Annotated in this window: 21 protein-coding genes and 1 other RNA gene; 2 read left to right on the plus strand and 20 right to left on the minus strand. The window is 41.0% G+C overall.

Features of this window, described 5'->3' with window-relative positions:
• Window positions 1-138 precede the first annotated feature (138 nt).
• The 18 genes from nrdG to B6F02_RS09305 form a co-directional block, all read right to left on the minus strand.
• Window positions 139-699: an anaerobic ribonucleoside-triphosphate reductase activating protein gene (gene nrdG, locus B6F02_RS09220; protein WP_080147059.1), complete on the minus strand. Its 561-nt coding sequence runs from the start codon at window positions 697-699 to the stop codon at window positions 139-141.
• Window positions 689-2,893 (minus strand): anaerobic ribonucleoside-triphosphate reductase, encoded by a 2,205-nt coding sequence (gene nrdD / locus B6F02_RS09225; RefSeq protein ID WP_080147060.1) that lies wholly within the window; start codon window positions 2,891-2,893, stop codon window positions 689-691. The genes nrdG and nrdD overlap by 11 nt, the downstream gene beginning before the upstream one ends.
• Before the next feature lie 125 nt (window positions 2,894-3,018).
• Window positions 3,019-3,978: a class 1b ribonucleoside-diphosphate reductase subunit beta gene (nrdF, locus tag B6F02_RS09230; protein WP_080147061.1), complete on the minus strand. Its 960-nt coding sequence runs from the start codon at window positions 3,976-3,978 to the stop codon at window positions 3,019-3,021.
• 119 nt (window positions 3,979-4,097) lie between these two features.
• Window positions 4,098-6,287, minus strand: a complete 2,190-nt coding sequence (gene nrdE, locus B6F02_RS09235; RefSeq protein WP_080147062.1) for a class 1b ribonucleoside-diphosphate reductase subunit alpha — start codon at window positions 6,285-6,287, stop codon at window positions 4,098-4,100.
• On the minus strand, window positions 6,268-6,639 hold the full coding sequence (gene nrdI / locus B6F02_RS09240) for a class Ib ribonucleoside-diphosphate reductase assembly flavoprotein NrdI (protein ID WP_080147063.1): 372 nt from the start codon (window positions 6,637-6,639) through the stop codon (window positions 6,268-6,270). Before nrdI ends, nrdE begins: the two co-directional genes overlap by 20 nt.
• Window positions 6,640-6,641: 2 nt before the next feature.
• Window positions 6,642-6,875, minus strand: a complete 234-nt coding sequence (nrdH, locus tag B6F02_RS09245) for a glutaredoxin-like protein NrdH (protein ID WP_080147064.1) — start codon at window positions 6,873-6,875, stop codon at window positions 6,642-6,644.
• A gap of 352 nt (window positions 6,876-7,227) precedes the next feature.
• Window positions 7,228-7,572, minus strand: a complete 345-nt coding sequence (locus B6F02_RS09250) for a DNA replication initiation control protein YabA (protein WP_080147065.1) — start codon at window positions 7,570-7,572, stop codon at window positions 7,228-7,230.
• A 374-nt stretch (window positions 7,573-7,946) separates the two neighbouring features.
• Window positions 7,947-8,930 carry a DNA polymerase III subunit delta' gene (gene holB, locus B6F02_RS09255; protein ID WP_080147066.1) on the minus strand — a complete coding sequence of 328 codons (984 nt, stop codon included), beginning with the start codon at window positions 8,928-8,930 and terminating at the stop codon, window positions 7,947-7,949.
• A 22-nt stretch (window positions 8,931-8,952) separates the two neighbouring features.
• Window positions 8,953-9,282, minus strand: a complete 330-nt coding sequence (locus B6F02_RS09260) for a cyclic-di-AMP receptor (protein ID WP_080147067.1) — start codon at window positions 9,280-9,282, stop codon at window positions 8,953-8,955.
• Window positions 9,283-9,316: 34 nt separating this feature from the next.
• A complete protein-coding gene (gene tmk / locus B6F02_RS09265) occupies window positions 9,317-9,952 on the minus strand; it encodes a dTMP kinase (RefSeq protein ID WP_080147068.1) in 636 nt (211 codons plus the stop codon).
• A gap of 198 nt (window positions 9,953-10,150) precedes the next feature.
• Window positions 10,151-10,369: a YaaL family protein gene (locus B6F02_RS09270; RefSeq protein ID WP_080147069.1), complete on the minus strand. Its 219-nt coding sequence runs from the start codon at window positions 10,367-10,369 to the stop codon at window positions 10,151-10,153.
• A gap of 11 nt (window positions 10,370-10,380) precedes the next feature.
• A complete protein-coding gene (gene recR, locus B6F02_RS09275) occupies window positions 10,381-10,977 on the minus strand; it encodes a recombination mediator RecR (protein WP_080147070.1) in 597 nt (198 codons plus the stop codon).
• A gap of 75 nt (window positions 10,978-11,052) precedes the next feature.
• Window positions 11,053-11,373, minus strand: coding sequence for a YbaB/EbfC family nucleoid-associated protein (locus B6F02_RS09280; RefSeq protein ID WP_080147071.1), 321 nt, complete (start codon window positions 11,371-11,373; stop codon window positions 11,053-11,055).
• A 37-nt stretch (window positions 11,374-11,410) separates the two neighbouring features.
• Entirely contained in the window at window positions 11,411-13,132 is a 1,722-nt protein-coding gene (gene dnaX, locus B6F02_RS09285) for a DNA polymerase III subunit gamma/tau (RefSeq protein ID WP_080147072.1), read from the minus strand.
• A gap of 253 nt (window positions 13,133-13,385) precedes the next feature.
• An RNA gene (gene ffs, locus B6F02_RS09290) (signal recognition particle sRNA small type) lies at window positions 13,386-13,472 on the minus strand.
• Window positions 13,473-13,534: 62 nt separating this feature from the next.
• Entirely contained in the window at window positions 13,535-14,809 is a 1,275-nt protein-coding gene (locus tag B6F02_RS09295; protein WP_080147073.1) for a cytochrome P450, read from the minus strand.
• Between the two features lie 120 nt (window positions 14,810-14,929).
• On the minus strand, window positions 14,930-15,151 hold the full coding sequence (locus B6F02_RS09300; protein ID WP_080147074.1) for a hypothetical protein: 222 nt from the start codon (window positions 15,149-15,151) through the stop codon (window positions 14,930-14,932).
• 49 nt (window positions 15,152-15,200) lie between these two features.
• The gene (locus tag B6F02_RS09305; RefSeq protein WP_080147075.1) at window positions 15,201-15,779 is read right to left on the minus strand and encodes a GNAT family N-acetyltransferase; all 579 of its coding nucleotides are present in this window, start codon (window positions 15,777-15,779) and stop codon (window positions 15,201-15,203) included.
• Between the two features lie 155 nt (window positions 15,780-15,934).
• On the opposite strand from B6F02_RS09305, the gene B6F02_RS09310 reads away from it, so the two are divergent.
• Both B6F02_RS09310 and B6F02_RS09315 read left to right on the plus strand, forming a co-directional pair.
• Entirely contained in the window at window positions 15,935-17,728 is a 1,794-nt protein-coding gene (locus B6F02_RS09310; protein ID WP_218672180.1) for a S9 family peptidase, read from the plus strand.
• A 155-nt stretch (window positions 17,729-17,883) separates the two neighbouring features.
• Complete coding sequence (locus B6F02_RS09315) at window positions 17,884-18,606, plus strand: hypothetical protein (RefSeq protein ID WP_080147077.1); 723 nt, start codon at window positions 17,884-17,886, stop codon at window positions 18,604-18,606.
• A 69-nt stretch (window positions 18,607-18,675) separates the two neighbouring features.
• Here the strand turns inward: B6F02_RS09315 and uxuA are convergent, their stop codons facing one another.
• Together uxuA and B6F02_RS09325 are read right to left on the minus strand one after the other, a co-directional pair.
• Entirely contained in the window at window positions 18,676-19,713 is a 1,038-nt protein-coding gene (gene uxuA / locus B6F02_RS09320) for a mannonate dehydratase (protein ID WP_080147078.1), read from the minus strand.
• Window positions 19,714-19,811: 98 nt separating this feature from the next.
• Complete coding sequence (locus tag B6F02_RS09325) at window positions 19,812-21,119, minus strand: PTS sugar transporter subunit IIC (protein ID WP_080147079.1); 1,308 nt, start codon at window positions 21,117-21,119, stop codon at window positions 19,812-19,814.
• Window positions 21,120-21,122 lie beyond the last annotated feature (3 nt).

The following is a 21,122-nucleotide window of genomic DNA, read 5'->3' on the forward strand; positions in this document are numbered from 1 at the left end:
AGAATATACCAGAAAATTCAGCTTAAAGAAAGACGTTCGCAGATCCTTTTATAATTTGTTATGCAGATTTTATTCACTTTGATTTCCACTAATAACGACCAGTATCATATGACCGATAACAGCCGACTCACTAATCGATTATACGTACTCTCCATTCTTCCATAAGACAACAGCTTCCGCTGTCAGTGATGCCTGAACATCAATGATGCGCTGATTAGAACTGCCTCTGAAAGCTAAGTTCAAATCTTTTTTATTCAGTTCAAAACGGCCGTCTACCACTACGTCTAAATAAGAAAGCAGAATCTTTTTATCCTTAGATCCGCGCATCAGTTCTTCCCAAGTATAGCCAGACCATGACCAAATATCTTTTGACGCTCCATATTCTTCTCGTACACGACTGCAGAGCTGTATCGTTACTTCTGTGTTCAAAAATGGTTCTCCACCCAAAAGCGTAAGCCCCTGACAGTAGTCTGCATTTAAATCTTCAATAATCTGATCCTCCAGCGCTCTTGAATATGGTTTTCCATATGCAAAATTCTGTGCTGCTTTATTATAACAACCTTTGCAGGCAAAAGGACATCCACTGACATAGAGACTGCACCGGACACCTTCTCCATCTACAAAATTATATGGTTTGTAGTCGGCGATATACTGCTTGCTGAATTGTTTTGACGTCCAGGAGACTGGATCAACTGCCAAGTGGATCGTCTCCTTTCATATGCTTGATTCTAGAGGCGATTTCTTTATGTCTGCCTTCTACCATTGGCCGTTTTTGAGGGTTTCCAAGGTACCCGCAAGTTCTTTTTACAACGTCGCATGTTTCAGGATCAGTGTTGCCGCATTCCGGACATTTAAACCCAAATTCTGTCGGTTTAAAATCTCCTTCAAATCCGCACGCATAACAATGATCAATCGGTGTATTCGTTCCTAAATACCCGACTTTGTCATAAGCATAGTCCCACACTGCTTCTAATGCTTTCAAGTTCGTCTGCAGTTTCGGATATTCACAGTAATGAATGAATCCTCCGCTCGTATAAGCAGCGTAGTCTTTTTCAAAATCAATTTTTTCAAATGGTGTTGGATTTTTTCTGACATCATAATGGAAGCTGTTCGTATAATACCCTTTATCTGTAATATCTTCTATGATCCCGTACCTTTCGGTATCCAGTTTACAAAAGCGGTCTGTCAGGCTTTCGCTTGGTGTAGAATATACACTGACATGAAGGTCAGTCTCATTCCCCCATTGATCAGCCTTTTCTTTCAGCTTGCGGACAATATCCAATGTGAAAACTTTTGCTTCTGTATTTTTTTCCCACCCACTGCCGTAAAACGCTGTCGCTGCTTCGTATAATCCGATATATCCAACAGATGCTGTCGCTCTGCGATTTAAAAAGAGCTGCTCTACTTTATCCTGTTTGATCAGCCGCTTTCCAAAAGCACCGTGCATATATAAAATCGGCGCATTTTCTGGTAAAGCATCCATTACTCTATAAGCTTTAAAGATCAGTGCATCATGCAAAACGTCCAATCGTTCTTCCAGGATTGCCCAGAAACGAGACTGATCTCCGCCTGCCTCCATAGCAATTCGTGGTATATTCAAGGTAACAACACCTAGATTCATTCTTCCGGCGTTAACTTCTTCTCCTTTTTCATTTTTCCATCCTTGCAGGAATGATCTGCATCCCATCGGTGTTTTAAAGCTTCCTGTCAGTTCAACGATTTTGTCGTAAGATAAAATATCAGGGTACATCCGTTTAGCAGAACAAGCCAGCGCCAGCTGTTTGACCTCATAATTAGGATCCCCTTCTTCTAGGTTTACCCCTCTTTTCAATGTGAAAATCAGTTTTGGAAAAATAGCGGTGCGCTTTTCTTTTCCAAGTCCATTCAGCCTGACTTGTAAAATCGCCTTTTGGATTTCGCTTTCCAGCCAGCTGGTACCTAACCCGAACCCTACACTTGTGAAAGGTGTCTGACCTTGAGAAGTGTATAAAGTATTGATTTCATATTCTAGACTTTGCATCGCATCATAAATATCTTTTGTCGTTTTTTCTTTCGCAAACGCCGTTTGAATCTCTGATCCTTCAATCCACTGTTTAGCTGTTTTTAAATGCTTTTCATAATTCAATGCAGCATAAGGTGCCAATACCTCATCGATCCGATCAAAACTGCAGCCGCCATATTGGCTTGAAGCCACATTTGCAATAATTTGAGCCGTTTGAGCGGTTGCTGTCTGAATTGACCTGGGCGGCTCAACTTCAGCATTGCCGATTTGGAATCCTTTTTCAAACATCTCTGCGAAATCGATCAAACAGCAGTTGCTCATAGGAGAATAGGGTGTATAGTCTAAATCATGGTAGTGGATATCGCCCTTTTCATGGGCATGTGCAACATGTTCCGGCAGCATTCTCAGACCGACAGCTTTTCCTACAATACCGGCGGTCAGATCACGCTGTGTGTTAAACACCTTACTGTCTTTATTAGCATTTTCATTGACTATGTCTCTATCTTTTGCTACTAGGCTTTGAATCATCTTGTTGACATCCCGCCGTCGCTCTCGTTCAAGCAGCTTTCTTTTCTTCATGTCTGTATAAGTCATGATAAACTGAGGTAATCCAACTTCATTTAACGTATTTTTTAAAATGTGTTCTATCTCACAAGAGTCAATAAATAAATGACCCCCTTTTAATACTTTTTCTTCTACAGACTGTATGATTGTCATCCAATCTGTTTCGGTTACAGCAGTCTGATGATCTGCGGCAATCCTTTCTATGATCCTTTTCAATTTGTTGCGGTTGTAAGTCTGTGTACTTCCATCTCTTTTGGTAATCATCCAGTCCAATGGTTGTTCCAGTTCCAGATTAGTATGACTTTGCGTACGATATGTATCTTGCATAACGGTTCCCCTTTCTTGATCGCTTGCTTTTTACGGTTTTATGCGTAAATATTCACAATTATATTTAAAAGCAGATCCTGCTCAATACGGCAGCAGGATTCGCTTTTACTATTTTTATTTACAGTTTAATACCATTTCACGTAGTCTTCATCTTCCATTGTTTCAAGCATACCCAACAAGTAGCCGTTTCCGACTTGAGAAAAGAAATCATGGTTGCTGGTTCCAGTGGAGATTCCGTTCATGATGATGGGATCGACATCTTCTGCTGTGTCCGGGAACAATGGATCGAACCCTAGATTCTGCAAAGCTTTGTTGGCATTATAGCGCAAGAACACTTCCACACGCTCCGTCCAGCCAATTGCTCCATAAAGATAATCTGTATACTCTGTTTCATTCTGATATAACTTGAACAATAAATCATACGTCCAGTTTTTCAGGTCTTCTTGTTCTTCTTCGGAAAGCTGGTTGTATCCAATCTGGAATTTATAGCCGATATACGTACCGTGAACAGATTCATCTCTTAAAATCAGTTTAATAATCTCTGCCACGTTCGTCATTTTACTATTTCCCAAGTAGTGCAGTGGTGCAAAGAATCCTGAATAGAATAAGAACGACTCTAAAAATACACTGGCTACTTTTTTCTGCAGATCTGTTCCTTCTTGATAGATTGCGTTAACGATCTGGGCTTTTTTCTGCAGCATTTCATTAGAATGTGTCCAGTCAAAAATCTGGTCGATTTCTGACTTAGTGTTTAACGTACTGAAAATCGCACTGTAGCTTTTTGCGTGCATAGATTCCATGAATTCAATATTGTTGTACACGGCCTCTTCATGCTGCGTACGGATATTTTTCTTCAAGGCTTCGATACCGTCTTGCGACTGTAACGTATCCAACAGTGTCAAACCGCCGAATACTTTTGCCATCATATCTTTTTCTTCAAAAGACAGTTTACTCCAGTCGCTCAAGTCGTTGGAAAGCGGAATACGCGTATCTGTCCAGAACTGCTCTACCAGCTTTTCCCACGTCAATTTGTCGATCATATCATCGATTTTATTCCAGTTAATAGCTTTATAGGTTTCAGTCATTTCTCGTCTCCTCGTCCAGTCTATGTCGTTTGGTTTTCCGTTGCCGACCATCTGCCGTTTATTCCACCTTAACTGCTTTGTCTAGGTTGCAATAAATCAGCTTTTCTTATCTTATTTAATTAGATGGTACAGCTCTCACATGCATTTGAGCCGATCTCTTCTGCATCATCGGTAAACGTCCGCACATAATAGATCGATTTAATACCTTTTCTGTGTGCATAGTGTCTCAAGATATTCAAGTCACGAGTCGTCTGCTTCGTTGTCTTTTCTTTCCACTCGTAAACCCCTTCTGGGATATCTGAACGCATAAACAGTGTCAAACTCATTCCTTGATCCACATGTTTTTGTGCAGCAGCATAAATATCGATGACTTTACGCATATCCATGTCGTAGGCACTCTTGTAGTAAGGCATCGTTTCATTAGATAAATAAGGCGCCGGATAGTATGTTTTCCCTGTCAGCTTCTCTTGTCTTTCTTCTACTAGACGAGTGATTGGATGAATACTGGCAGATGTTTCGTTCACATAACTGATTGACCCTGTAGGTGCTACTGCCATACGGTACTGATGGTACAATCCGTCTTTTTGCACATCCTGTTTCAAGGCAGTCCAGTCTTCTATCGTCGGAATCTTAATACCGCGGTCTTTGAAGATCGCTGCAACTTTTTCGTACTCAAAGGTATGCTCTGCTTCTGTATACTTATCAAAATAAGTACCATTAGCATAGTCGGATTTTTCAAAATTATAGAATGTCTGACTGCGTTCTTTCGCAATCTTATTGCTGGCTTTTAATGTGTAATAGTTCAGCAGCATGAAATACGCATCCGTGAATTCAATCGATTCTGGTGAACCATAATGCATCTGATTCAACGCAAAGAACGTATGCAAGCCCATAGCGCCTAATCCAATCGTATGATATTTATCATTCCCATTTTTTATAGAAGGTACGGCATCAATGCTGGAACGATCTGTAACAAACGTTAATGAACGGACCATTGTATCAATTGAACGCTCAAAATCCGGAGTTGTCATTAAGTTGACGACGTTGGTTGAGCCCAAGTTGCAGCTGATATCCGTTCCCAGCGTTTCGTATTCTTGATTGTCTTTGATCAATGAAGGCTCTTGGATCTGCAGCACTTCACTACATAGATTACTCATCGTGATCGTCCCATACACAGGATTTGCTTTGTTTGCTGTATCTATGTTGATCACATAAGGATATCCAGATTCTTGTTGTAATTTTGAGATTTCATTTTCTAGTTCGCGGGCATTGATTTTAGTTTTCTTGATTTCCGGGTTAGCAACCATGTTGTCGTATTCTTTTGTAATATCAACGTAAGCAAATGGTTCGCCGTAGATTCTTTCGACATCATACGGGCTGAACAAGTACATCTCTTCATTGCGTGCAGCCAGCTCGTAGAATTTATCTGGAACAACCACACCAAGCGACAATGTTTTTACGCGGACTTTTTCGTCGGCATTCTCTTTTTTAGTGGATAAGAAACTCATAATATCCGGATGGAACAAGTTCAAGTAAACGGCACCTGCGCCATTTCGCTGACCTAACTGGTTCGAATAGCTGAAACTGTCTTCTAATAACTTCATTACAGGCAAAACACCGCTAGAAGCATTTTCAATTTTCTTGATTGGATCCCCTGCAGCACGCAGGTTTGTCAGATTCACTCCAACACCTCCGCCGATACGCGAAAGTTGCAGTGCAGAGTTAATGGCACGTCCGATACTGTTCATATCATCAGTCGTTTGGATCAAGAAGCAGGAAACCAATTCGCCGCGACGTTTTCTGCCGGCATTCAAGAATGTCGGTGTAGCCGGCTGGTAACGCTGGTGGATAATTTCATCTGCGATTTTTCTAGCTAATGCTTCGTCTCCATCCGCTAAGTATAAAGCGTTGAAGGCAATACGATCTTCGAATCTTTCTAAGAAACGGTTACCATCATTCGTTTTCAGAGCATATTGTGTGTAAAACTTATAGGCCGCCATGAATGAGCGGAAACGAAAACGCTGATTGTACAGCTCTTCAAATAATTCGGTAATAAATGATTTTGAGTATTTTGAAATAAAGCCTTCTTCAATAAAATCATGTTCGATCAGGTAGTCGATTTTTTCACTTACACTGTCAAAAGGGACAGTGTTCGGATTAACGTGCTCAATAAAATACGCTTTTACAGCTTCACGGTCTTTGTGAAGCGGAATCTGATTATTTACTGGTCGGTTGATTTCATTATTTAATTTAAAATACGTTACTTCTTTTGGCGTTGCTTTTACTGGACTATTTGAAGCCAAGATCATCCACCGCTTTCCTTATTTTTTTTACATCTTCTTCGTTTCCCTGGAACTCAAATTCATGGATCATTGGAACTTGATATTCTTCTGCAAGATCTTTTGCAGTAAATACAAATAGCTGACCAAAATTGAGATTGCCTCCGCCAGCTACGCCTTGTAAATGTGTCCTATTTTGTTCGGTCTCAATAAAATCATTCAAGATCTCCGTGACTTCTTTATCATATGTCGGAGTAATAATGATATAAGGTTCATTGATAGGAATGAATGGATTTGTCGGCGTCAGTTCCAACAAATCCATTCCCAGTTTATTGACGAACTTCCTAGTCTGTCCGGTCAGGGACATATACACGACTTTCATAGTTACGCCAATTGGTTCAGCATATCCGGGCGGAAGCCGTTGAATGCTTCCAGACCTTCAGCCAATACGACCGGCAGTGAACTGAAACCCAAACTTTTCACTTCTTCGATCGCTGCTTCGTTTTCTGCAATATCTTTGACTTCGTATGGAATCCCTTTATCTTCCAAATATTTTTTTGTGAAATTGCACTGCATGCAATTTGGTTTTGAATAAACAATAACAGGTGTGTTTGACATAATAACTTCCTCCCAGTGAATGATGACAGGCTGATTCAGCTTGTTTCATTATAAGAGAGCTGATCTATATATTGTGGCTGCTTCATTTTATCTGCAGTCACATTTTGGTTCTGCGCTCTCTCTATATCGTATCTATTATTTTACATGAGTTAGAAAAATATTCAAGGATAAAACACTGCATGTAGAAAATAAATTTAAACCGAACACAACATGTTGTGCCAACGCACAAAAAAGACACTCCCGTCTTTCCGTCTGAATAGAGCGGAAAATCGAGAGTGTACAAGGATTTGTACTTGTCATATGCTTTTTTGTTTTTATCATCTAACACTATATATAGTGTCTGCTTTTTTACTTATTTTCTTTCACCGTAGATAACTTCCAAACAAAATGCACATGGTTCATCGCCGTCTCGTCTGGATCCATAAAACAAGTTGCAGACATGGAAACCATCTTCGTAGATTTTCTCCAAATTCATTCGAGACTTTGTCATACCGCTGTCAGTAATTTGTTTTTCGATCGACTGCTGCTTGATCACTTCAGCCAGTCTGTCTCTTAGATGCTGATTTTCCATACTGAGGGCATGATTTTCTTCTGTCAGCTGAGACAGCTCCTGCTTTACTTGTTTAAGCGATTTGAGAGTGGCTTCTGCTTGGACTTCCAATTCAGAAAATGTGTCATGTAACTCTTTTTTATTCATTATTCACCACTTTTTCATTTCTCTGCAGATTTATTATTGTTTCAACGGTTAACCTTTACTTCTTGTGAATCTTTTTATACTTTTTCAGTAAATCGCGCATAGATGCGATTGCCTTATAATAGCATAACACGATTAGAAATCAATTGGCAAACCCCAAAATCAAAAAATATTTAAAACATTTTATTCTGCTTCAAGTTTAACTGGTGATTTGAATCATTCCTTGAATCTGAGACTCAGATAGATAATTTAATAGGAAAAACCATTATCAATTGAGACGGTTCTTACAATCAGCTGTACGACTGTAAGAAATCGGCAGACAACGTTTGATTATTTATATTGATTAAATAGAAATTTATTTATAATGTGTGTACTTCTTAAATAGAAACGATTTGTAAAGCAACATCTTCAAATATTCCCTGAGCAGCGACATTGCTGTTCAATTTCTTTTTAGCAGCAAGCAGCAGTTCTAAAATAGCCGTCAGCTGCCGACTGGACATCTGGTCCGCTATTTTTTTCAATTCAGCTTCATGGTTCAAAAATGCTGGCTGCACCTGTTCGGAATAGGTAAGATTCAGCAGATCCCGGTAAATAATGATCAGCAGATCTACAACTTGATGATAGGTCTCGCGGTCCTTCGCTGCCCCCATCAAGTCTGTTTGTACGTATACAAAGGCCTGCTCATCCCTTTTCGCTAACAGCTTGAACCATCCCCATAGTGTTTGGACTAGATTCTGAAAAGCTTCTTCCTGAGCGAGTTCGACTGCTTTAGCCGCATCATGTGTCATCCGCGCAGTCAGTGAGGCCTGTGAAAGAGTCAATCCCCGATTTTCAAGCTCCACTATTCGTTCTGAGAGTGGTCGAACAGGAAAGTGAACAATCTGACATCGTGATAAAATTGTCGGCAGGAGCCGCTGTTTAGCAGATGTCAGCAGCAATGCTGTTACATCCCCGTCTGGTTCCTCCAAAAATTTCAGCAAGCTGTTCGCTGCATTTTGCGTCATTTTTTCAACATCCTCAATAATGAACAGCTTACGCTTACTTTCAACTCCGCTTTTAGAAAATTCTTCCTTCAGCTCTCTAACTTGAGCCACTTTGATGGAAAGTCCGTCTGGTTCGATTTCAATAATATCGGGTTGTTGGTGCGTGTCTATGCGCTGACATTGATGACACTTCCCGCAAGGCTGCTGTTCTTCAGAATAGTGAGGACAGAATAGTGCCTTTGCGACCCATAATGCCATCTCTTTTTTTCCGGCACCAGCCACCCCTTCAAACAGGTAAGCATGCTGAAGTGTCTGATTCTCGATCAATTTAGAAAACAGCCGATGAATACTCGGCTGTTTTTCAGTAATGGTCGACATAATTCGTCTCCCCTATTTCAATTTAATATTGTTGGAACTGGTCAATTGGCAGGACGAATAACGTAGCGCCTCCAACTTCAACATCTACTGGATAAGTTAAATCAGACTCTAATGTAAAATCATAAGAAGGCGGGCTCATCATCGTCTGACTTCTAGTAGAGCAAGTTTCTTTTATCAAAGCTAGGACACCTTCGACTCTGCGATCTTCTACACCAATTAAAAATGTAGTATTTCCTGCACGGAGAAATCCGCCTGTTGATGATAACTTGGTTGCTCGGATACCCTTTTCTACAAATTCATCAGCCAAACGTTTGCTGTCTTGGTTTTGTATGATTGCTACGATTAGTTTCATTACGTATTCATCCTTTCTGATTGTGTTCGCCGTTCTATTTTTTTAACACGGATTGAAGAGCCTGAAAGGCCTTCTCAAAGACAACTTGCTGATCATCACTTGCATCAATCACAACAAATCGATCCGGATCTTTTTCAATCATTAAATGGTACGCCTTGCGCACCTCTTCATGGAATGTGACAGCTTCCAGCTCTAGACGATCCTGCTGGCGATTAGACTGTTTATCTTTGATTCGCTGCAGTCCGACTTCAGCTTCCACATCGAGATACAATGTCAAGTCAGGCGTCAATCCTTCAATCGCGAACTCATTGAGGTCTCTGACTTTTTCCATTCCGATTCCTCTGGCCTGTCCCTGATAGGCGATCGAACTGTCCACAAAGCGGTCGCATAAAACCATGTCTCCTCTAGAGAGTGCAGGCAAGATTTTTTCTACAACGTGCTGTCGCCGGCTGGCTGCCAGCAGCAAGGCTTCTGTACGTGCATCCATTTCTGTGTAAGCAGGATTCAACAGCAATCCGCGAATTTCTTCAGCAATCGCACTGCCGCCCGGTTCACGTGTCACCACGATTGGACGATCGATCGTATCTTGCAGTGCCGGAACCAGCTGCTGCAGCAAACTCGATTTCCCTGCTCCGTCCGGTCCTTCAATCGTTATAAACAACCCTGTCACTTTGTTTCCTCAATTCTAAAAAATTCTCTTCTTTATTTTATTATACGGTAGATTCGACCCGGTTGTCTATGTATTTTGTAAAAGCTTTTGCAGTCCAGCAATAAACAAATCCAATAAAAAAAGCAAATGCCCCCCTATTTCTTAACCCGATAAAGTCAAGAAGCAGGACTGATCATTTGCTTTTCATAGTCTCTCTTTTTATTTTCCACTGATGTTTCTGACTCTTGCTTCTTTGAATAGATAGAAATATTTAGCTTGGGCCAGTTTGCGGTCTGCTTTTTGCTTAGGATGCTCTTCTACAATGATTTCTTCTAATAATTTTGACTGCTCCCAAGCTTCCTTCTGATGCTCTATCAGCATCAGCAATTTTTCATCATAGCCTTTTTTGAGTTTTGATTTTTTCCTAAATAATCCCATTTCTGATTCCTCTACATTTCTCTACGGCCTTCGACAGCTTTCAGCAAGGTCACTTCATCTGCATATTCAATATCGCTGCCCACAGAAAGTCCATGTGCTAAACGAGAAACTCGGATACCAGACGGCTTGATCAGACGAGATAAGTACATTGCTGTTGCTTCTCCCTCGGCAGTCGCATTCGTCGCAATGATCACTTCTTTGACTTCTTCATTTTGAAGACGTTTGATCAGATCAGGAATATTAATATCTTCAGGTCCTGTCCCTTCAATCGGAGACAATACACCATGCAGAACATGGTAGAGACCTTTGAATTCCTGCATTTTCTCCATTGAGATGACATCTTTCGGGTGCTCGACCACTAGAATCAGAGACTGATCACGGTTTTTATCTCTGCAGATTTCGCAAGGATCTTGTTCTGTCATATTGCCGCAGACCGAACAATAAGTCAGATCCCGTTTCACACTGATCAAAGATCTGGCGAACCCTGTAACATCTTCTTCGTTCATATTGACGGTATAAAAAGCCAGGCGGGCAGCAGTTTTCTCCCCAATTCCTGGCAGTTTCATATAGCTTTCCATTAATTTTGAGATCGGTTCTGGATAATGCATGACCGTTTCCTTTCTATAACATCCGCTGAATCAGCAGATGCTGCTAGAGTTAATGGTAACTTAACTAGTATAGGATTATAATCCGGGCATACCCAATCCTTTAGTGTATTTACCCATTACACGTTCTGTTTCAGCATCTACTTTTTCAAGTGCATTATTGACAGCAAGTAAAACTAAGTCTTCAATAATTTCAACATCTTCAGGATCAACAATTTCTTCTTTGATTGAAACATTTTTAAGTTTCTTATCTCCTGTAAAGGTTACTGTTACTAAATCATCATTCGCTGAACCTGTAAATTCTGTCTGATTCAACGTTTCTTGGGCAACGCCCATCTCTTTTTGCATTTTTTGCATTTTCTTCATCATACCTTGCATATTTCCCATTCCACCGCGCATAATTGTATCTTCCTTTCTATTTGTTGTTTTCGCTGCGTTATTCTTTTACTTGAACAAATGATTCTCCAAAGAGTTTGAAAGCTTCTGAAACAATCTGATCTTCTTTGGGATCAGGTGCTGCTGCTTCCTGATTGTCTTCAGCAGATGTACTGTCTTCTTTCATCTGCTTGATGAATTCCTGGCGAACGATCGGCCATTGTTCAGCAGGTACGCTGATCATTTCTGCTCTGTGTCCAATCACTTTTTCAAGATACTCACCGATTGCATCTAAAAGAATGGTATCATTCGTTGCTCTTTCACATAGAATATCATAATCAAAGGTCACGACCAACCCTTGAGGACTTGCTGCTACAGGAGTCGATGTATTCATAATGGCTTTCTGACTTGCTTCCAGTACATTCATCAAATCAGGCCAAACATCTTTCAATTGTGACAAATCCTGTCTGGTGGCATTTTCCAGCACTCTATGCACAGATGTTTTATTGACTTTGAAAACAGACTTGCTGCTGGAACTCCGTTTGGCTTTTTGAGGAGCTGGTTTTGCTGTCCCTTGGTTCGCCGTTACGTTCTGCATCAGTTTCTGCATCTCTGCCAGCTGTTTTTTCAAAGCCGCCACTTCCTGCACTTGATCATCTGCCCCACCAGAAGACGGTGCTGTACTGGCTGTCTGCACCGCAGCTCTGGCTTGCGTTAGCCGAACGGTTGCTACTTCTAGATAAACTTCAGCATGATTAGACAAGCGCATTTCCTGCTGCGTCTCATTGAATACTTGGATCACTTCATACAGCAGTGCCGCTGGAACTTGTTCTGCAAGTTCTGCGAATCCATCATCCGCTTTTGCCATCTTCAGCAGCGTATCTGCTTGAGACGTCTGATAGAGCAGCAAGTCCCGGCTGAACAAGATCATATCCTCAACAAATCGGCTTGGATCTTTCCCTTCTGCAATTAATGCATGAAGAATATTCAGTCCTTTTTCTGTTTCGTGTGAATACAAAGCTTCAATATAACCTTCCAGCAATTCCTGCGTTATGCTGCCGGTAATTCTCATCGCATCTTCTGTCTGGAGCGCTCCTTCGGAAAATGACAAAGCCTGGTCCAAAATGCTTAAAGCATCCCGCATCCCGCCTTCTGCTGCTTTAGCAATAGTCTGAAGTGCATCTTCAGCATAATCCACTTCTTTTTGTGTCAGGATATACCGCATCCGTTCCACAATATCCTGCGGCGAAATTCTTCTGAAATCAAATCGCTGTGTTCTGGAAATAATCGTCAGCGGAATTTTATGCGGTTCTGTCGTTGCTAGAATAAAGATAACATTTGCCGGCGGCTCTTCTAATGTTTTCAACAAAGCATTGAATGCTCCCATTGAAAGCATATGGACCTCATCGATAATATACACTTTATAGTCCGCTTGTGTAGGTGCATAATTGGCTTTGTCCCGGATATCTCTGATTTCTTCGACTCCGTTGTTGCTGGCCGCATCAATCTCGATCACATCGCCCAGTTTCCCTTGTGTAATCGATTGACAGAGATCGCATTCATTACACGGTTCGCCGTCTTGACTATGCGTACAGTTAATGGCTTTAGCAAAAATCTTGGCCGCACTTGTCTTACCTGTTCCACGGGGACCTGTAAACAGATAAGCATGACTTGTCTTATTTTGGACTAACGCATTCTTCAGCGTTTGAGTGATGGCTTGCTGACCGGCAATATCTTCAAATCGCTGAGGACGCCAGACTCGGTAAAGTGCTTGGTAGCTCATGATTCCCCTCTTTTCTCTTTATATTCCAGATCATTTTTCTTGATTGATCAGATGTTTCCGTTCAACTCGCTGGGAGTCGGTCTACTCTCTATTATAAGTGAATTCAGATAAAATAAAACATAAATTTTAACGATATATTATGATAAATGGCTGCCATTTTGATTAATGTATGTGCAGAAACAGAAAAAAAGATGCCCTCATAAAAGGAACATCTCTTTTCTTATATGCACAAATTCACTTTGTTCATAACTATGTATGCACATAACACATGGAGGAATGTACTTAGTGCTGCTTCCTTCCGGACCTGACACGGTTCATACACCCGCCATTGTCATGCGGCCTTTCGGCAATTACTATTATACAATAGAATGAACAATTTTTCCAGTCCTATTTCGGATTCTCTTAACCCTTATACATAATTTGTTCAAAAACCATCCCGCTTTTTGGTGTAGTCGGCATGTTGACTAAACTGAAACCTACATCCTGTTCAGGTACTGTATAGTCGATTTTATTGATTAGAAAATCTGTAACGATTTCCATTGCACGTACAGTGTTCCACTCGCCGGGACAACGGTGACCAGCAGAATAGCTGCCGCCGCCTTGTGCCAGCAGCTTGTATTGCACTTGATCAGTCGGGCTGTTATGCCAATCGCTGAATCGTTCTGGTTTGAATTGTTCAGGGTTTTCCCAGACCCTTGGATCATGGTTGGTTCCATAAAAGTCAAAGATCGCTAGTGTGTCTTTCTCAAATTGATATCCATTCCAGACAAAATCTTTTCGAGTGATAGCACCGTTAAATGGAAAGAATGGATAGTATCTTCTGATTTCCTGAATAAACATATGCAGGTAATACGGATTGTCTCCTGTCAGCTTGGCTTTTTCCTCAGGGTGCTGCTGCAGCGTTAGGGCTGTAAATGCAAAGTAAAGTGCAATTGCAACAGATGGGCGCACAACATTCAGTAATTCTACTGCAGCTGTTTTAAGATCCAGAAGTTCTCCATCCAACTCTCTATGCCAAGACATTTGATAGAGGGCCGTTTCTTCTGCCGGATGCAGTTTTCCTTCTCTGACTTCTGCTATCAGTCCGCTGATCCATTTCTCTCCTTTTTTTCTGCCGATGCGCCCTTCAATGTGACGGGTGCTGACGGCGACTGGTGATTCGATCATACTGATCAGCTGTGCTGTCCGCTTGTCGACTTCTTTTTCTTTTAAAGGAATACCGCACCATTCACAAGCAGCTCTTGTCAGTACCTTTTGGCTCTCTTCATAGAAGTTGATCGAGTCTTTAGTCATCCATTCTTTTGTTGCTTTATATAAGTACTTTTCGACCATTTTTGCCCAAATTTCAATTCTCTCTTTGGACATCAAGTCTAAAAACAGTTTTTTGCGGTGCCGATGTGCTTCATCATCCAATTGCTGGACACCGCCGGCTCCCAGCAAGGTAGCAACAGCAGGTTCGGGTGCAGCACCTTCACGTTTGAACTTCTCTTCATCATAGAATAATGCTGCAGCTTCTTCACCACCCAGCAGTATCGCTTCTTGACCGAGAACTCGGGTCTTTACAGCATCAGAGTGGTAAATCTTATGGCGATTTGAAACATATAAGTATCCTTCTCTTAAAATACTCAGTCCATTTTCTAATCCCTCTTCTATAGGCATCGGTCTAGTTTTTTGCATCATCGTTTCCTCCTTGAAGATTGTTTAGTGAACTTGTTTTGTTCATTACGCTTTCTTCTTCAGTATATTCTTCATTCAGGAAACTTTGCAAATCATACTCCTTGTAAATACACTGTCTGCTTACTGCTTTTTATCATGAGGGATGATCATTGGGATGATAACAGAGTTGACCAATATCACGCCTATCCAAATCAAAGCCCAGTCCAGGTTTGCCAAAAGAAATTCACGAAACAATATCGGCACCAATATCAATAATGTTTCATTGAACAGGAAAAACAATACGACTTTCCCCTCATTCCTATCCCACCATGTAGCATATTCCGGCCAACCTTCTTTTCTCATTGTTTTGCTCCTTCAGTTTTCCCCTACTAATTATAGAATTTTACTATTCCTATTCTCTCTCGTTCAGCTTTAAATAATCTGCTTTTAAAATAGATGCATACACATCATTGACGAATTCACCGTCTTTGTCTATATTGACATGACGCAACACGCCTTCTTGCTGCATTCCCAGGCGTTTCATGACTGCGCCTGATGCCTCGTTCCGTTCATCTCTGATAGCGTAGACTCTTTCAAGTCCAAGTATTTCGAAGCCTAGTTTAAGTAATGCTTGTCCAGCTTCAGTCATATACCCTTTTCCGCTATACGCAGGATTCATAACATAGCCCAGTTCGGCTTGAAAATTTTTGGGTTTTATCCGCAGATCAATTGTTCCAATCATTTTTCCGGTTTCCATCAATTCTATACCGTATTTACCAACAGGATCTTTTAGAAAGTAAGCTAAGATATTTTCTTCTGTTTCTTCTATAGTATGGTGTTCATCAAACACGTAAAACATATGCTCTCTGCTCGCAGCATACTCGTACATATCAGCTGCATCGTTCAATGTGACAGGTCTCAGTTTTAATCGTTCAGTAAACAGCACTCGCTGCTTTGCATAAATCAGTTCTAAATTCGCCACTAGTCTCATCCTTTTGATTTTTAATTATTTTATCATAAAACAATAACGTTTAGAGTCGTTCTCCTAATTTTATCAGAATAAAAGCGATAAGCTCTCTCTTTAGATTAAAATATGGTAAGATAAAGTAAATAGATAGATACATAGTCTTTAAGGAGGAATGGGTGATGAATTTTAAAAAAGCAAGTTTTGAACAATTTTTTCACACTAACCGCATCGGCACCTTCGCCGTGTCTAAGGATGAATCGAAATTAATTTATATGACAGATGTGACTGGAAATCCTAATCTCTGGGCCATCGACTTAAAAGTCAGTACAACACCATATTTATTTGCAAAATACGATGAGTCTGTCTCGTTTATTAAAATCAGTCCGGATAATGAATTTGTGCTTGCCGGATTCGACAAAGATGGAAATGAAAATACTCAAATCTATGCTCTGCCCATTCAAGGCGGTTATCCGGAACCGCTCGTGACCGGTGATGCTTCCGAAAAATATTATTTCGCTGAACTTTCAGAGGACGGCAAGCGGCTTTATTACATGACCTCAGAATCAAATCCGAACTTTTTGAATACACACGTCCGAGATCTGGAAACGCAGGAAGATAAACTGCTGGAAGAAGGTGCAGAAGCGCCTACCTATCTTACAGCCGTTTCTAAAGATGAAACGTTGAAGATTTACACTAAGCTTTATTCTAATACGCATCAGAAAGCTTATATCAAAACAGACACCGAAACTATCTGGCTGCTTCCAGAAGAAGCAAAACCTCCCTATACAATCGGAGAAACGATTATCACCGATGACCGAAGAATTTACTTTGTCACGGACTACCAGAGTGAACGATCTTATTTGGTGCGGTTCGATTTGGAAAGCCGCCAAAGTGAAACAGTGCTTTCTTTCAAGAATGAAAGCATTACAGAAGCAATCTGGCATGAAGAATCCGAAACGTTCATTTTGGCTACCACAGCCGGTGTTACCGATAATCTTTATCGTTTTGATCCAACTACTAGAGATATTGAAGAGCTCGTTGTTCCGATTCATGTATTGAGTACGGTACGCGTCGCTAAAAGCGGAACGATTTATTTATCTGGTTCGAGCTCTATTATGCCTGTCAATATCTTTTGCTCAGTAGACGGAGTGCATTGGGAATCTCTAACGGAGAATCGGGTACTCGGAATCGATTCTACGGAAATGGTCGAACCTGAAACTGTTCAGTTCAAGTCTTTTGATGGTTTGAGCATTGAAGCTCTATTATTTAGAGCCGCCGAAGAAACAGCTAACGGGTATACGATTTTTTGGCCGCATGGCGGACCCCAAGCTGCTGAAAGACAGAATTTCCGGGCATTGTTTCAGGCGCTAGTTTACAATGGCTATACTATTTTTGCTCCTAATTTCCGCGGCAGTACAGGATATGGCAAGACGTTCGCTACACTCGTTGAGCAGGACTGGGGGGAAGCGCCTAGACTGGATAACGTAGCTAGTATCGAATGGTTATTCGAACAGGGTATCGCTTCGAAAGACTCTTTATTCTTGGTCGGCGGCAGTTACGGCGGATATATGAGCTTACTGCTCCACGGTCGTCATCCAGAGTATTTCAGAGCGGTTGTTGATTTATTTGGACCGTCTAACCTATTCTCCTTTTATAACTCTGTTCCGCCGCACTGGAAACCGATCATGAAGTTGTGGCTGGGTGATCCTGAAGAAGATCGCGAAAAATTTATTGCGGATTCTCCAATCACTTATTTAGATACAATGACAAAACCTATGTTAGTCATTCAAGGGGCACAGGATCCTCGAGTAATCCAAGAAGAATCAGATCAAATTGTTGAAAAGCTGATTGAAAAACAGCGCGATGTAACTTATATGGTTTTGGAGGATGAAGGTCATGGATTTGCAAGAAAAGAAAATGAAATCAAGGTCTATAAGAAAGTGATGGCCTTTTTAGAAGAACATCAACGTTAACCCCTTATTGAACCGGCTTCTCTCATTGATTTGAGTGAAGCTGGTTTTTATTTATTTCCCGCAGCCCCAGTATAAAGCAATTCTTTGAGAATTTTAGGTTTCTATTCTATACTTGCAACTAACCGAAAAGAATTGCTGAGAAGGCGGGTCAATAGATGAATATAGTAGGCATTTTAGTTGCAATAGCTTTTACAGCTATCCATTTTATATCACCAGATTTCAGAGTGAAGTTTTTCAGCGTTCGTCAGTTCACATCGCTCATTGGCGGTATTTCTATCGCTTATGTTTTTTTTCACTTAATTCCAACAGCTAGAGAAAATGAAGCGCATGTCTCTGAAGCCTTGAGTCTGTCGGGCGAGAGTGCCTCTAATCTTTTATATGGCGCTATGCTGTTTGGCTTAGTGACTGTCTATATTTTGGAACAGATGCTGGAAAAAACTGAAACAAAACTAAAAAAAGGACAAACTGATCCAAATATGGGTATCTTCTGGGCACACTTAGGGACTTATACATTCTATAATACCGTCACCGGATTCTTACTGGCCGAACAGCGATTTGAACCCGGAATTGCTCCTTTTATCTATGTAGGCGTTATCGGGCTTCATTTCCTGACTAATGACTGGGTCCTGCGGGAACACTTTACAAAGAAATTCCAGCATCACGGACGCATCCTGCTTGGATGCTCTGTTTTGGTTGGTCTTGGACTCGGACTGGTAATCCCCTTCAACCATCTTGCACTAGGGATACTGGAGTCTTGTGTAGCTGGAGGACTGATTTTGAACACGATCAGAGACGAACTGCCAACATTCCAAAAAGAAGGCATTTCCTCATTTCTTTTAGGCGTTGTTCTTTATTCTTCGCTCCTGCTTTCTATATAAAGTGAAAAAGGTTTGCAGTGTATGTTCACTGCAAACCTTTTCATTTTAATTATTCGAGCAGCTGAAATTCTACTCGTTGATGGCTTCCCAGATACCATTCAAATAACTCGCGCCCAATGCACGATCATACAGTCCATATCCAGGTCTGCCTGTTTCGCCAAAAATCATACGGCCGTGATCGGGTCTTAAATACCCATTGTACTCATATTGCTTTAAAAGTTTCATGATTCTAACCATGTTTATTGAACCATCGTTTGAAGCGTGTGCTGTTTCTTCAAACGATTGATCTTCATGCAGCTGTACATTCCGTACATGCATAAAGGCTACTTTCCCTTTTTGCAAATAGTTTTCCAGCATTGTGTAGATGTCATTCTGACTACTTGCGCCAAGCGAGCCTGTACAGAACGTTATCGCATTAGATGAACTGTCCGAAAGGCTGAAAAGTTTCTGATAAGCTGCTTGATTCGTTATAATTCTTGGCAAACCGAAAATAGAATACGGCGGGTCATCTGGATGAATCGCCATTCTTATTCCCGATTCTTCCGCCACAGGCAGAATCGCATTCAGAAAGTATGCCAGGTTTTCCCATAGTTGATGCTCATCTATGTCAGCATATTGCTTCATCAGACGTTTCAGCTCCTCTTTTTCATAGGACTCATCCCATCCTGGCAAGGATAACGACTCATTTAATGGATCTATCAATTGTAATGATTTTGTATCTAATGCTAAGGAAGTAGAACCATCCTGATTCCGGTACTCTAAGGTTGTCCGAGTCCAGTCAAATACAGGCATGAAGTTGTAACAGATCGTTTTGACACCGTACTCTGCAAGATTATGGATCGTCTGCTTATAATTTTCGATCCATCTGTCTCTCGTTTGCAATCCCAGTTTGATGTCTTCATGCACCGGAACACTTTCCACAACATCGAACGTCAGCCCATGTGATTCAATGTCGTTTTTGAGTTTTCTGATCTGTTCCAGCGGCCAGACTTCTCCTGAAGGGATACTGTATACAGCGCTCACAATCCCTTCCATATTAGGAATTTGTCTGATGTCTTCCAGCCTCACGGCATCCGTTTCTCCGTACCATCTAAAGCTTAGTTTCATATATGCCTCCTGCCTTGTTTCCTTTATTATCCTTTTTCTAATATCAAAGGAATTCAAATACTAACCTATAAATCTGAATCCCTTTTCATTTCTTTTATCTATTCACTTTCTGCTTTAGCTTGAGCGATAGACACTCTTTCGCTTATTTTAATAAACGGCAAGTATAAAAAGACGCCGAATATCAGAATAATCAGTTGAACGACAATCGCCCGCCAGTCACCTGCTGTCGTCAAGTAAGCATTTATCAGCGGAGGTGTGGTCCAAGGTACCAAGATGACTGATCTATTTAAAAACCCAATGACTGTACAGAAGTAGGCAAAGGCGATCCCGATTGCTGGTAAGAGAACGAAAGGAATCATCATCGGCAGGTTAAAGACGATTGGATATCCGAAGATAATCGGCTCGTTAATATTGAAAATACCGGGAACAAGTGAAATACTGGCAACCTCACGAGAAGACTTCAACTTTGCAAAGATAAAAATGGCAATCATCAAAGCAATCGTTGATCCAGTACCACCGATCATACCAAATGTTGATATAAAAGAATTGGTAATAATATGCGGTGCGGCTTCTCCGGCATTAAAAGCCAGCATATTTTCATTCATATTCTGCAGCGTTAAAGGATCTAAAATAGCGCCATTAACAACTGTTTGATGAATCCCAATCGTAAATAGAAAATTGGAAAAGCTGTAAATAACAATCGTTCCGATAAGACTTGTATTAACTTTTCTCAGCGGTTCTTGAATCAGTGTTGTAATCAACTCAATCAGATTGGTATCAAATCCAGCAATCAGTACAGCAGATAAGACTCCAAACAGACTCAATGTAATCATAGTCGGCAGCATAACAGTGAAAGATCTGCTGACTGCTGGCGGAACGCCTTCTCCTAAATTGATCTGCAGCTTTTTAAAGCGGGATATGCGTATAAAGACTTCTGTTGCTAATAACCCGATAATAATCCCTGAGAACATACCGGTTGTTCCTAAGTTGGTAAATGTCAGACCGCCAGAGACGAGCATATCTTCTCCGCTCTCCAGCCCTGGAAGCGTAATGGATAACGGCATCATAATAATCAGCGTACCCAGCGCTATCGCAGCTGAGGATAGGGGATTTTGAAATCCTTTATTTTTGGATAAACTGTATGCAATCATTGGGGCAATTAGTAAACTAGCCAGATTCAGCGTACCGTTTGTGATGACATTTCCCCACGTTTCCAGCTTCGCCAGCGTTTCCCCGGTAAATAGCCACGGGAAAACGACACTATTGATTAAAACGGCCAAGCCGGCAAGTATGAAGAACGGAATAATAACGGCAAATGCATCTCTAAGGGAACGAAGATGTACTTGGTTCCCTAGTTTCACCGCAAACATGGTAAAGCGATCAATAAACGTATTGTTTTTTTCCATCTG

This window comes from Marinilactibacillus piezotolerans (genome assembly GCF_900169305.1).
Lineage (GTDB): Bacteria > Bacillota > Bacilli > Lactobacillales > Carnobacteriaceae_A > Marinilactibacillus > Marinilactibacillus piezotolerans_A.